Raw genomic sequence first — 12665 nt, 5'->3', positions numbered from 1 at the left:
CGCAGGGGAAGGCTGCGCCCAAGGCGCCAGTCAACACCGCGATGGCGGAGGCACTCCGCCGGGCCGGGCTGGGGAAGTAGCCTAGAGGGCCCCTCCGGTCGCCCGGACGGCGTTCTCTTCTACACCCGCAATGTCAACAGCTTCTTGACGACGAAGCACCTGTCCCAGGGCAATGCAGCACAGGGCGGACAGGAGCAGGGGGACGGCAAACACGTAGAAGATGGTGACGGGCGGCATGCCTGCTGCGATGAGATATCCCACCAGAATGGGCGCGACAATGGAGACCAGACGCCCGACGCCGATCATCCAGCCGAATCCCGAAGCCCGGGCCTTTGCCGAATACAGCGGAGGCACAATCGTGTAGTAACCGGCCACTCCTGCGTTGGTGAGCATGCCGACCATGGCAGCCAGGGCCAACGCAAGCCCGGTAGCACCGAAGGAACTGGCGAAGCCGACGTAGGCAATGCCGGCCAGAACGAGGCAGAGAGTGTTGAGGAGGCGGCTCTTGATCCACGTCGAAAGAATCCCGAATCCAAGGGCACCAACAATGCCGCCCGTGCTGATAAGGATGCCGGCCGTTACGCCGATCTGGTTGTTGCCTGCGGCCTCGGCCATGATCTTGGGTGTCCACGTATTGGCGAAATAGAACGCTGCGATGAGGAACGCATAGCCGATCCACATCAGGACCGTTCGGCTTAGCATCTTCGGCCCGAACACCTCCTTGAACACACTTCCCGATATCTGTTCCAAGGAAGCGGCCGGAGGGATCTCCGTAAGAAGGGGGCGGCCCATTTTGCCGAGAATCCTGTTGATCCGGGGAAGCGAGCTGGCAGTGCCCTTCTCGGCCAGATATTCGAGGGATTCGGGAAGGAGGAACCAACTGGCAACCAGCATGGCCACGCTGATGACGGCACCGAAAGCAAAGGCTGCCCGCCAGCCGTATCCGGCAATCAATGCCCCGGCGATGACACCGCCCATCGCGCCGCCAATCGGATAGCCGGCGGAGAAGATTCCCATGGCCAGGCCGCGCCGCCGGTCTGAAGAGTACTCGGACACAATGACGCTGAGATTGGCGATCATGCCGCCAATACCCAGACCGGTGAAGACCCTGCAGGCGATCAGCTGCTGGACGTCCGCCGCGCCCACGGACAGGATCATTCCTATCGAAATAATGGACAGCGCCACCAAGGTCAGGTTCCGGCGACCAATCTTGTCTGCGAGGGGCGTCAGGAAAATGGAGCCTGCCGACATGCCGAACAACCCGGCACTGAGGAGGTATCCCAGCTCGATGGGCGGGACCTTCCACTCTGCGGAGAGGGCCGGGGCTGTGAACGACATGACCAGCACGTCGAATCCGTCGATCATGATCAGGATCAGTCACGACCTGAAAGCGACTCATGGGTGAGTTTTTGATCTCATGCTTAATGTCCAAGGCAAACCTTTCGTAGGGATACTTCGTCGTATCGTGCGCTCCAGCGAACGGAAGACGTTGCCGCGGCGGCGGTCACGAGACCTCGATGGTGACTACCGCCGGGCCGGCGGCGGAGGCTTCTGCCGCCAGGCCGGTTGGGGAGGTGACGGCCCGGGAAACGCAGCAGGCCATCTTCTCCGTGGCGTTCTTCTGCCTGGCGCTGTAAAAGACGTCGCGGTGGTCGATGGCGCCTTGAAGCCCCAGGATCCGGACCTCGCAGAGCCCGCATTCGCCTTTGCGGCAGTCGAACATCATGTCCGCGCCGGCATCCTCAAGGGCTTCGAGCATGGAGCGGCTCTTGCCCACCGGCACCTCCAATCCCAGGCTCGGGATTTTGACAATGAATTCCTCCGGATCGTGCCAGCCGCTGTTGCCGAAGGTTTCGTAGCGCAGGTTGGGGTAGCTGAGCCCGCGCTCGGTCCAGGTGCGGCGGACTTCGTCCATTAGCCTGATGGGCCCGCACATGTACAGTTCAGTGTCTTCCGTGGCGGAGGCCACCAGGGCGTTGACGTCCAGGGGCGATCCCTCGCCATCGATGTGGACCACGAGGTTCTGCCCGTGCAGTTCCTGCAGTTCCGTCAGGTAGGCCATCACCGCGCGGCTGCGGCCCGCATACACGAGGGTGTAGTCCGCGTTGAGATTCCTCAGTACCCGGGCCATGTTGATCATGGCCGTGATGCCGATACCCCCGGCCAGCAGGATGTAGCGTCCCGCGCCCACGCGGAGCGGGAAGTTCTGCAACGGCTGCGTGATCTCCAGCTGGTCTCCGGGCTCGAGTGTGTGGATGAAAAGGGAGCCGCCTCGGGATAGGGGCGCTTTCAGCACGCTGATCGCCAAGCGGGTGCCGTCCTCGCTGGACTCGACGATGGAGTAGGAGCGTTTGTCCTCATGTCCGTCTATGTTGACCATGACGTCGATGTGTGAGCCCGGTTCGGCTTTCTTGGGCCGGGACGGCTCTATCACGATGCGCTGGATGTCCGTGGCGACGTTCCGGACTTCGACAACCGTTCCCAGCTGCCAGACCTCAATGTTTGTTGCTGCCATGCCTATATCAACCTGTCTCGCGCTTGCCTGTCTCCGCGCTACGCGAGAGGAATCAGGCGTCCTTCGGATTCGAGCTGGCGTTCGATGAGCCGGCGGACCCACATGCCTCCGGCGTCGATGTTGAGGTTGTAGAACTCGTAGTCCGGGTTGGCGTCGATGGCTGCCTGCGCGGTGAGCATGGCCTCATCTTCGCCGAACACCCCGTGGACGCCCTCGCGCAGTTGGGTGGTGATGAGCTGGCTATCCAGGCGGTAGTTGCGCATGAACGCCCAGAAGTAGTGGCAGGACTTGTCGCTTTCGGGCGTGATCGCGTTCATCACGAAGCCGTTGACCCCTTGGCTGCGGTTCCCATCGAAGGCGCCGGTGCCGGCCTTGGCAACACCGACATCGATATTGATCACCGATGGCGAGCGGAAGGTGATGATCTGCCAGCGGTCCACTTTGCCTTCGAATCCGGGGAACTTGTCGCGCATGTTCTTGAGCCAGAACGGAGGCGCGTCGATGTTGAACATCCATCGGGACACTGTGACGGTCCCGTCGTCGTGGGTGACCGTGAAGTCCGATTCACTCAGCTCTTCTTGTCCGATTGAGGAGGAGTGGATGAATTCCTCGTGCGTCAGGTCCATGAGGTTGTCCAGCACCAGCTGGAAGTTGCACGGGGCGTAGATGGTTTCGCCATCTCCTGCCCATTCCGGGGAGTCCAGCTGGTGCATGTCCGGAACCAGTCCCGGATCGGCTTTCGTGGGGTCCCCGAGCCACACCCAGACATAGCGGTGGCGCTCCACCACCGGGAAGGACGGCACGGTAGCGCTGGGATTTATCGTCTCTTGCGCCGGCATGGAGACGCAGCGTCCGGCTGAGTTGTAGACGATGCCATGGTATGGGCACTGGATCTGGTCCTTAGCGAGGGTCTTGCCCATGGACAGCGGCGCCAACCGGTGCCAGCAGGCGTCAGCCAGGGCCACCGCTTTGCCGCCCTCCGTTCGGTACAGCGCGAGTGGGCGTCCGGCCACCTTGCGCGACATCGGCTTGCGCGTCACTTCCTTGTCCCAGGCGGCGACGTACCAGACGTTCAGCGGGTAGCCGAGGACCTTGTTGGTGGTGGAGCTCTGTGTCCGGACATCAGTCACGGCTCTTCCTTCCAGTCGCCGGCTCGGCGTCGACCATGACGCCGCCGGGTGGGTGGTCTTAGTAACTATCTCCATAGTTAGTGCGTTGGATCACACTATCTATGGATATAGTTATTGGCAAGAGCTAAGAAAGGGGTCATCCGTGAGTCTCCGGTACGCGTTGCTGGCACTGCTTTCCGTTGAGCCAATGACCGGTTACGACTTGTCCAAGCGTTTCGAGTCGTCGGTGGCCTACGTCTGGCACGCCCCCGATTCGCAGATCTATCCCGAGCTTCGGAAGATGGAAAAGGACGGACTGCTGGCCGGCGAGGAAATCCCCTGGGGGCCGCGCGGCAAAAAGACGCAATACCGGATCACCGCGGAAGGCCGGGCAGCCTTCCGGGACTGGATGAACACGCCCCTGGAGTACTCCCGCGAGCGCGATCCCGTTCACCTCAAGGCGGCCTACCTGGAATGGGCAGACCCTCGCGCCGCTCGAGCCCACATGCAGGCACACATCGACTACCACACGCTGCGCCGGGAGCAGTGGGCAGGCATGATCCAGGAACTGAAGAACGGCACGAACGTCATGCTGAGAAAACGGCTGGCCGTGACTCCGGACGCAGACCGCCGTCGCACCTTGGAGTACAAGATCTTCACCTACGAGGGCTTGGTTGCCCGCGCGGACACCGAAATAGAGTGGGCGCGCCGCGGTTTGGCTCTCATCGACTCCCTGGAGGAAGCATCGTGACCGCATCCAACCCCAGTTTGTGGATAAGGTGAAAGCCAGCATCATGTAGGAGATGAGCAGCGTTAGCTTGTGGCAGGGGGCCATGTTTCGAACGCGCGGGCCGAAGGAGAGCATTCGGGCGTCCATGCCCCGATGGTGGCTGCTTGTCATCATCGTCTTGGAGGCCGCTGTTGCCTTGACTGCAGGCCTTCCCTTGATGCTGGGCGAAGAACCTTGGGACAACTTCGGTTGGCCCGTCTGGATTCCTGATGTCATTGCGTTGCTCGTGGTTCCCGTCGTGGTTTTCGCGTCGTTTTCTTTGGTGCGGCAGCAGTTCCGGGAGCGCGCTGAAGCGTCCCGGACCACCCGCTTGATGGATACGGTGCTGACCACCAGCAAGGAGTGGTTGTGGGCCATAGGACCCGATGGGCGCTTCACCTTCTCGAGCCCGGCGGGAGCGGAATTGACCGGGTACGAGCCTGCCGAAATACTGGGCAGGCATTTCAGCCTGATCATTGATCCCGACGAGCTGGCGGAGGCCCTGCAAGCGCTGGCTTCCACCCAGGACGCAGATGCCGGCTGGTCCGGACTCCATGCCGTATGCCGCCGCAAGGATGGCAGCAAGGTCCCGGTCGAGGTGTCCGGAAGGTCACTTCGCGATGCCGCCGGACGGCCTGCTGGTTTCGAAGGTACGAGCAGGGCCCTTGATCCCGGGACAGCGGACACGCTCGCTGCCGGAGAGATCAGGAGCCGGATCGAAGCGACGCTCGCCGGGCGTTCCTTGATGACGGCGTTCCAACCGATCCGCTCCCTGGAATCAGACTCGATCACTGGAGCCGAAGCCTTGACCCGGTTTCCGGGCTCTCCGAGCATTTCCCCCGAGGGTTTGTTCGCTGAGCTACCGCCGTTGGACTGGATGTTGAGCTTGAGATCCTCGCTCTTGAGACCGCACTCGCGGCTGCGAAGGGGCTGCCGCCCACGCTGTCGGTTTCTGTGAATCTCTCACCCCGGGCATGCCTTGACGCGAGACTCCCCGATATTCTCGCGGACTCCGGAATATCGACAGGCCGGATCGTGCTCGAGGTGACGGAACGCCACCACGTCGTGGATTATGGTCCCCTCGCAGCGGCGCTTGCACCTTTACGAGGCCGTGGATTGAGGATCGCCGTTGATGACGCAGGTGCTGGCTTTGCGTCCATGCGCCACGTCCTGCTCCTCAAGCCCGACGTGATCAAGCTGGACAGGGAGATCATCGCCGGCATCGACACGGACCCGGGCCAGCGGGCCCTGGGGGCGGCCATGGTCGGCTTCGCGAAGGAGATCGGAGCAGCCCTGGTGGCCGAAGGGATCGAAACCGAAGCCGAGTTGAGCGCGGTAGTCGAGCTCGGCATGACGGCCGGGCAAGGTTACCTGCTGGGCCGACCGTCGGTGCGGCCGGAGGACTGGGCACACTGGGGTGAGGCGCTCCAGCACCCGGGAAAGCCGAAGACATCGACGAATCCCGGGTCGAACTAGTCCCCATCGGCACCCTCGCCTCGCAAGTCCCCGCCGGCTCCCAGCCTTCGCAAGCTCAGGCAGGGACCCTCGCGGTGGGCCCCACGGCCAGGCCAGGGAACCAGAGTGCCATCGTATTCACGAAGGAGCCTAACGGCGTCTTCAATGAAACTACTCATTCATCCAAGCAAAAACACTCATTTTTCCGCCAAACAACACTCAATTCGGCGCTATCAGCACCTGGTCGCGACTTTCCTCTAACAAATGCAACTTACGATGGTCACTCACTTGCTACAACTCAAAGGGGGGAGAAATGGGCATTGGGAAGAAAATACGAAGCGTCATTGCAGTTGTGGTGACAAGTGCCGCTCTGTTGGTTGGTGGAATTAGCGGCGCAATGGCGGCAACTGTTACAGCGCCACCGCCGCCAAAAACAACGTCGCAGTTGCAAACACCTGAACAGATTCAAACCGCGATTTCTGAGGCGTTCGACGGTGATAGCAACCGTCTAGCATTGCTCCTTGAAAGTCCTCAAGTCTCGGAGACGCAAGCGGCGCTAAAAATCCGGATTGAAGAGCGGGGCGACTTTTCGGGTGGCCACTTCCTAGCAAGCAAAAAGGCACCCGGCGGCGCCATTGCCCCTATGTCGACGGGACGATATGACTACTACTACTGCACGGGTTATAACGGAGCCACCATAGGATGGAACGGCAAGGAGATCCTAGCCTGTCACGGATGGCTTGATACCTACATCTCGGGCCGCCATGTTGCACACTACAACCCCGATCTGATTCCCCGTGGCGGACCGGTGTCAATAGGATGCGCGTATGCAGGGTTTGGTGTAATCGTGTCTCTTATGGGACCGATAGGAGCAATCGGTTGGGCCGCCTACGGTGCGGGTGTCCTTTTCGCGGCAGGAGGGGTGGTCATTTCTTGTGGATAAGGTGAAAACAACGCCTTGGTCGGCCATCATCACGACCCAGTTGGTTGCAGCGCTCGGGCTGCTGGCGTTGCTCGTTCGATTCGACGCCCGCTGGTATGACTACATGTGGGTTGTCGCCTTGGTGGCCTACGAGATCTTGGTTATGCGGGCGCTCGTCCGTCGGCAGAACGTCTAGCTCGAGCCGCTATGGTGCCGGAATCGGGAAGAACGCCCGCGGATCCTGCAACAAGGCCGGGTAGTCGAAGTCCGAGCGGTCGATGATCTTGGTGACCTCGAAGTTGCGACCGAAACGGCCGTCTTCCAGGGTGATCGGTCGTCCGTGGATCTTGCCCAAGGCAAACTTGGCGCCGCCCTCGATGGGGACGAGAACTGGCGTGTTGCCGGGGAGCGTCCGGAAGGCCTCATCTTGGCGCTGGCGATTGCGCGTGGGCTTCTTCACCAGCTGCTTCGGGGCTTTGCGGGCGGTCTTGCCCGGACGGCGGGACGTTTCCGAGGCATAAACGAATTGGTAGCCGTCGCCCTCACTGTTCGCGGCCTTCGCCTTGCCTGCTGCCGGCATCCCCACTTTGTCGATCTTCTCGGGTTCGACGTCGCCCACCGGAGCGCGAAGCACCCAGATGAAGTCGTCGTAGGGGTCTTCGGGGATGAACTCGTGACTGGGCTCGGGCCAGAGGTACTCGAGGTCGTTCGGAGTGTCCGGGAAGAGCTCGGCGTAGAAGCGGGGCTCCTTTTGGAGCAGCTTGGAGCGGTGGCTCAGGTGGAAATCGGCGTCGCCCAGCCACGGCGGCATAGGAATCTTGGAGGCGTAGTCAGGGTGGGCTGCCTGGGGTGCGAACTCGGTGATGCTGGAGCGGGTGTTGTCCGGATTGCCGCGGGCGACCCATTCGTCCACCATGGCCAGGCCGTAGAGGGTGAGCGCGGGAACGTAGCCCATCCACATGCGGATAGCGGGGTGGGAGGGCCGGCCGAACTCGGGGATCACCAGTGCGCGAAGGATCTGCAGTGCTTCGACACGCTGCTTGCCAAGCCTTGCGGTGTCCAAGACGGCAGCACTTTGCTTGAAATCGGGGAACGGGAGGAAGGTCTGCATCCTTTCAGTTTGGGGGCCGAACGGCGTAGATCCAAGTTGACGCGGTGTGGCCTTCCCCTCGCTCGTGTTATTGGCGCCCTTTGATCGCTGTTTGCCGGGCGCTCAGATGGGGCGCGTCCAGTATTCGTCCTAGTCTTGTCGAGTGGAAACTTTTGGCGAATCGACGACGGCGGCACCTCCGGTTGCCGAACTGCACCTACACATCGAAGGGACGCTTCAGCCCGAGCTGATTTTCGCGCTCGCGGAACGGAACGGGATTGAGCTTCCGTACGCGGATTTGGACGAGCTGCGCGCAAGGTACGAGTTCACGGATCTGCAGTCATTCCTTGATCTGTACTACGCCAACATGGCCGTGTTGCGCACCGAGCAGGATTTCGCGGACATGACCAGGGCCTATTTGGCACGTGCCGCGGCCGGTGGCGTGCGGCACGTCGAGGTCATGATGGATCCGCAGGCGCACATCTCGCGCGGCGTGGCCCTCGAGACGTGCGTGAACGGTGTGGCGTCCGCGCTCGCGACGTCGGTAGAGGACTTCGGCGTCTCGACGCTCCTGATTGCCGCGTTCTTGAGGGACATGTCCGAGGAATCTGCGCTGGAGGTTTTGGAGCAGCTTCTAACCATGAAGGCGCCGATTGCCGGCATCGGCCTGGACTCGGCTGAGGTGGGCAATCCGCCGTCGAAGTTCGAGCGACTATACCGCCGCGCGGCGGAGGCCGGACTGCGACGGATCGCGCACGCGGGCGAGGAAGGCCCGGCTTCGTATATTTACGAGGCCCTCGATCTGCTCGGCGCGGAGAGGATCGACCACGGCATCCGTTGCATGGAAGATACGGCTCTGGTGGAACGGTTGGTGGCAGGCCAGATTCCGTTGACCGTGTGTCCCTTGTCCAACGTCCGGCTGCGCGCGGTGGACACCTTGGCTGATCACCCTTTGCCTGCGATGTTGGCAGCCGGGCTGAATGTCAGCGTGAACTCGGACGATCCCGCGTACTTTGGCGGCTATGTGGACGACAACTTCGAGCAGCTTGTCGCCGTGCACCGGTTGTCCATTGCGGACCGGGCACGCCTGGCCGCGAACTCGGTGCGTTCGTCGTTCGCGGACGAGGCCCGGAAGGCTGAGCTGCTGGCCGAGGTTTCGGAGTGGGAGAAGGCTGCCATCAATTAGTCGGTCGCGGGTCGATCACCGCGCTGCGCGGAGCTAAGCCCTCGCTGTCGGCCCACCAGCCCTATCGAAGTTCCCGGACCACTTCCTGAAACGCGAAGTGAGTTGGATAGCCTTGATTGCTCATTGCATGCACCATGGCTTTGGTCATCCAATCCTGGGGGAGCCATGTCCGGTCGGTCATCTGGGGATGGGTCGGATTACAGACGGACGCCCAGAGCATGAAGACGAGTTCGGCCCAATCAGAGTGAAGGATCCACTTGATCGGGCCATTCTCCGAAACTCCGTCGATGCTGAGCTGCCCTGGACCCACCAATGAGGCCATATGGATGCTGTGCCAGTTCCAGGCATGGATGCCAGTGGGGGAGTGAAGGTAAAACCCAAAGTTGCTCACGGCGACCGTCCCGTGGTCGATTGGAACCCAACGCGGCTGGGCCATTTCAGCTGCCTGCCGGCGTCGTGATGCGTTGCCAATAGCCTGCGCGGCGGCGAAACCGGCCATCATGGCCAGTCCACCTCTTCCGGTGGCAACCATCATTCCGTGGCTGTGGGCGTAACTACCGTCACCGGGTGCATGCCAGGAGAGCAGCTGAAACCCTCCATGTGCAACGATCCTCTCCTCGGGTCCGCCCAGCCGAAGGGCGAACGGTACTGGAAGGTGCTGACGTTGCCCCAACTGGCCGCGCATCGTGAGGACTGCCAATTCCGCGGTGGTCCAAAGTGCCTCGTCGCGGGCAGTCCATTGCTCGTTTTCGTCTTGCATAGGCTTTTTCCCCATGGGGTTTAAGCTAGCCGATTCCTGAGGGGATATGCCCGCCGAGGAGCAAGGTTGTGGATATCGGCGCACACGGCGCCGCTCGGAAGGAAGCGGATTCTAGCCGGGGCTCTCCGGAGGCCCTCGAGGGTACCCCAAGCGCCAGCTACCGGCCGGTACCCGAGAGCCGCCCATCACTTGCCGGCGATTGAGCGTAATAGTGGGTCACGACACACGGTGTTTACCAAGAACAGTCGCCAGAATTTACAGAACATTGGCAGACTGCTGAAGGAATGTTCGCCGTTGAAGGAGACCCAGTGGCCAAGTCCACCGTCGAAAAAAGCAGTGCCCGTCTCAAGACCGTCCTGGACGTCTTGGCTGAGGGAACGTGGTCCGAGAAGTCGTTGAATGCCGGCGAGATCCTGGCAGAAGCGATTGTCCGTGTCCCGCTGGATGAGCGTGAGAGTGAGCTGCTCAGTGGAGGCATTCCGCGCGGCCATAAGAGCCTGACGACGGAGACAGCGAAGCTGGTCAAGGCTGGCTGGCTCGTCAAGGGCCGTTCAGGCTGGACCATCACCGACGACGGCCTGCGTGCCACGGTCGCTTTCGCCAAGCCGGACGAGTTCGTCACGGCGCTGACTGAGGGCATCCCCGTCCCGGCAGATACCCCGCTTCCCACAGCTCCCGTCAAGAAGGCTCCCGCCAGGAAGACCGCGGCCAAGAAGGCTCCCGCAGTGGAAAAGGCACCTGCTGCCAAAGCTGCGGCAACGAAGGCCCCCGCCGCCAAGGCAACGCCCAAGAAAGCTGCAGCACCCAAAGCGGCTGCCGCCGTCGAGAAGCTCGAGCAGCCGTCCGCCGTCGCGATCGCTGGTGACTTCAACACGATTCTCGGCGCGCCGGAGGACTGGGCCCCGCAGTACGACGAGGTGCAGATGAAGTTCAACGCCCGTCGCAAGGTGTGGACCCTCGCCGCCACGTTGCCTGCCGGTTTCTACACGTACAAGATCGCGCTGAACCGTTCGTGGGACGAGAACTACGGCGCGTTCGGCGCACGTGACGGTGCCAACCACGAGCTAAAGCACGACGGCGGCAAGGTCACCTTCACGTACGACCACGCCACACGCGACATCGTCACGGCTTAGCCGGTTCTCCCACGTCTCCAAGTCCACATGCGACTTGGAGAAAACTTGGGAACAAGCGCCCAGGCTCCGAGGTTAGGGTAGGTCAACAGAACCTAACCGAGGAGCTAGCGATGACCGATGCCACTTTCCGCCACAACGTTGACCGCGAACGCTTTGAGGTGCTCGTTGACGGCCACGTCATCGGGAAGGCGGCGTACAAGGCGTACGACGACGGCGGGTCCCCTCAGCGGATCTTCTACCACACCGTGATCAACGAGGAGTTCGGCGGACAAGGGCTTGCGGGCAGGCTCGCCGAGGTGGCCCTGAACGAGACCATGAGCGAGGGACTCCGGATTGTGCCGGTGTGCCCTTTCATCAAGAAGTTCCTCACCAAGCACCCGGAGTACGCGGCGAACGTTACTGCCCCGACGCTGGCGCACCTGGAGTACCTCAACGCGGCCCTCGTCCCCGCTGCCAGGGCCTAAAGCGGCGGGTCGCGCCGCCGTCGAGCCTCACGAATACATCAATGAACCGGGAGTCGTCAGGACTTCGCCGGTCTCCAGCCAGGTCTTGAGGCCGGAGAGGATCATCGGCCAACCGCCGTAGATCTGGTCGTTGCCGCCTTCGCGGAGGTCGCTGTGGGTGACGGTCAGGTGGCAGGAATCGCCGACCGGTTCGATCTCCCACGTGACGCGTGATGTGCCTCGGCTTTGACGTCCTCACCCCAGAGCGCGCGCATGGTCTGCACGAGCCGGCGCGGGGGATCGACCTCCACGTTTTCGCCTTCGCCCAGGACCATTCCGTTCGCCTTGGGATTGTGCATCTCGTAGTGGCCGCCCGGCGTCCAGTCGGCAGTGTGGGTGTTGCCGAACTGGTACTTGCTGCGGGTGTCGCTGTCCGTGATGGCTTCCCAGAGCCGCTCCGGAGTGGTCTTGATGTAGATTTCGAAGATCTTTTCCACGGGACTTTCCAATCTGGTCTTGAGGTCGCTCAACGCAGCGGCCCATGGTTCTGCATATTTGCTCACCCAGCGGTCGTGGACGAGCCTGATGGGTACCGGATTCAGGTAGTGGAGCTTTTCGCGACCACGACGGCGGGTCACAACCAGCCCGGCTTCCTCAAGGATCTTGAGGTGCTTCATGATCCCGAAACGGGTCATGTCGAACCGTGCTTCAAGCGCGCTGAGCGTCTGCCCGTCCTCGCGGAACAGCTCGTCGAGCAGATCCCTGCGGGTGGGGTCGGAAAGTGCCTTGAAGACGGCGTCCATGCATTCAGAATAGGTGACCATTTGGTCACATGTCAACGGATTTTGGCGGACTGGGTCCGGCGCATTTCCTGCGTGGGCGGGTTTATGTCCGGATGGGTCTGAAGTGGTGGTTGCGGCGGGGTGTTTGGCGGGGGTCGAGGTGGGGTGGTGGTTTGAACCATGCGGTGCCGTTGTCCAGGGTGATGGTCCAGTGTTCTTTGTGGATGACGTGGTGGTGGTGGCTGCAGAGCAGGGTGCCGTTGTCGGTTCCGGTGGTGCCTTGGTTGGACCAGTAGGTGATGTGGTGGGCTTCGCACCAGGGTGCGGGGATGGTGCAGTCGGGGAAGGCGCAGCCTTGGTCGCGGGCGATGATGGCTTTGCGGATGTGGGGCGGGAAGATGCGGGTGGTGCGGCCGATGTCCAGGACGCGGCTGTCGCTGCCGAGCAGGACGGGGATGATGTCCGCGTCGCAGGCGATCTTGCGGATGACTGTGGGGTGGA

At 62.0% G+C, this 12665-nt stretch carries 14 protein-coding genes and 1 pseudogene; 8 read left to right on the top strand and 7 right to left on the bottom strand.

What is annotated here, in order from left to right; all coding sequences use genetic code 11:
- Nucleotides 1-81 precede the first annotated feature (81 nt).
- From AHiyo1_RS07265 to AHiyo1_RS07255, 3 genes are all read right to left on the bottom strand, one after another.
- Nucleotides 82-1365 carry an MFS transporter gene (locus AHiyo1_RS07265; RefSeq protein WP_059388106.1) on the bottom strand — a complete coding sequence of 428 codons (1284 nt, stop codon included), beginning with the start codon at nt 1363-1365 and terminating at the stop codon, nt 82-84.
- Between the two features lie 139 nt (nt 1366-1504).
- Entirely contained in the window at nt 1505-2515 is a 1011-nt protein-coding gene (locus tag AHiyo1_RS07260; RefSeq protein ID WP_059388105.1) for a PDR/VanB family oxidoreductase, read from the bottom strand.
- A gap of 38 nt (nt 2516-2553) precedes the next feature.
- Nucleotides 2554-3645 carry an aromatic ring-hydroxylating dioxygenase subunit alpha gene (locus AHiyo1_RS07255; protein WP_059388104.1) on the bottom strand — a complete coding sequence of 364 codons (1092 nt, stop codon included), beginning with the start codon at nt 3643-3645 and terminating at the stop codon, nt 2554-2556.
- Nucleotides 3646-3787: 142 nt separating this feature from the next.
- Between AHiyo1_RS07255 and AHiyo1_RS07250 the strand changes: the two genes are divergently transcribed.
- From AHiyo1_RS07250 to AHiyo1_RS07235, 5 genes are all read left to right on the top strand, one after another.
- On the top strand, nt 3788-4375 hold the full coding sequence (locus AHiyo1_RS07250; protein ID WP_059388103.1) for a PadR family transcriptional regulator: 588 nt from the start codon (nt 3788-3790) through the stop codon (nt 4373-4375).
- A 124-nt stretch (nt 4376-4499) separates the two neighbouring features.
- Nucleotides 4500-5351 (top strand): PAS domain S-box protein, encoded by an 852-nt coding sequence (locus AHiyo1_RS07245; RefSeq protein WP_059388102.1) that lies wholly within the window; start codon nt 4500-4502, stop codon nt 5349-5351.
- On the top strand, nt 5267-5869 hold the full coding sequence (locus AHiyo1_RS07240) for an EAL domain-containing protein (protein ID WP_084784396.1): 603 nt from the start codon (nt 5267-5269) through the stop codon (nt 5867-5869). Before AHiyo1_RS07245 ends, AHiyo1_RS07240 begins: the two co-directional genes overlap by 85 nt.
- 292 nt (nt 5870-6161) lie before the next feature.
- Nucleotides 6162-6791, top strand: a complete 630-nt coding sequence (locus AHiyo1_RS24160) for a hypothetical protein (RefSeq protein WP_148667457.1) — start codon at nt 6162-6164, stop codon at nt 6789-6791.
- Nucleotides 6784-6966, top strand: a complete 183-nt coding sequence (locus AHiyo1_RS07235; protein WP_059388100.1) for a hypothetical protein — start codon at nt 6784-6786, stop codon at nt 6964-6966. The genes AHiyo1_RS24160 and AHiyo1_RS07235 overlap by 8 nt, the downstream gene beginning before the upstream one ends.
- Nucleotides 6967-6975: 9 nt before the next feature.
- Here AHiyo1_RS07235 and AHiyo1_RS07230 read toward each other — a convergent pair whose 3' ends face one another.
- Nucleotides 6976-7881, bottom strand: a complete 906-nt coding sequence (locus AHiyo1_RS07230) for an MSMEG_6728 family protein (protein WP_059388099.1) — start codon at nt 7879-7881, stop codon at nt 6976-6978.
- 142 nt (nt 7882-8023) lie between these two features.
- Here AHiyo1_RS07230 and AHiyo1_RS07225 point away from each other — a divergent pair, with 142 nt between their 5' ends.
- The gene (locus AHiyo1_RS07225) at nt 8024-9046 is read left to right on the top strand and encodes an adenosine deaminase (RefSeq protein ID WP_059388098.1); all 1023 of its coding nucleotides are present in this window, start codon (nt 8024-8026) and stop codon (nt 9044-9046) included.
- A 61-nt stretch (nt 9047-9107) separates the two neighbouring features.
- Here the strand turns inward: AHiyo1_RS07225 and AHiyo1_RS24155 are convergent, their stop codons facing one another.
- A complete protein-coding gene (locus AHiyo1_RS24155) occupies nt 9108-9548 on the bottom strand; it encodes a hypothetical protein (RefSeq protein ID WP_148667456.1) in 441 nt (146 codons plus the stop codon).
- 566 nt (nt 9549-10114) lie between these two features.
- On the opposite strand from AHiyo1_RS24155, the gene AHiyo1_RS07215 reads away from it, so the two are divergent.
- Both AHiyo1_RS07215 and AHiyo1_RS07210 read left to right on the top strand, forming a co-directional pair.
- Nucleotides 10115-10939 carry a pullulanase X25 domain-containing protein gene (locus tag AHiyo1_RS07215; RefSeq protein ID WP_113990616.1) on the top strand — a complete coding sequence of 275 codons (825 nt, stop codon included), beginning with the start codon at nt 10115-10117 and terminating at the stop codon, nt 10937-10939.
- Between the two features lie 110 nt (nt 10940-11049).
- Entirely contained in the window at nt 11050-11403 is a 354-nt protein-coding gene (locus AHiyo1_RS07210; RefSeq protein ID WP_059388095.1) for a GNAT family N-acetyltransferase, read from the top strand.
- Between the two features lie 27 nt (nt 11404-11430).
- Here the strand turns inward: AHiyo1_RS07210 and AHiyo1_RS07205 are convergent.
- Nucleotides 11431-12185, bottom strand: a pseudogene (locus tag AHiyo1_RS07205) (ArsR/SmtB family transcription factor).
- 82 nt (nt 12186-12267) lie between these two features.
- The coding region (locus AHiyo1_RS07200; protein ID WP_148667495.1) for an HNH endonuclease signature motif containing protein at nt 12268-12665 on the bottom strand (398 nt) is incomplete at its 5' end.

This window comes from Arthrobacter sp. Hiyo1, assembly GCF_001263615.2.
Lineage (GTDB): Bacteria > Actinomycetota > Actinomycetes > Actinomycetales > Micrococcaceae > Arthrobacter.
This window is presented reverse-complemented; position numbering and strand designations above follow the sequence as displayed.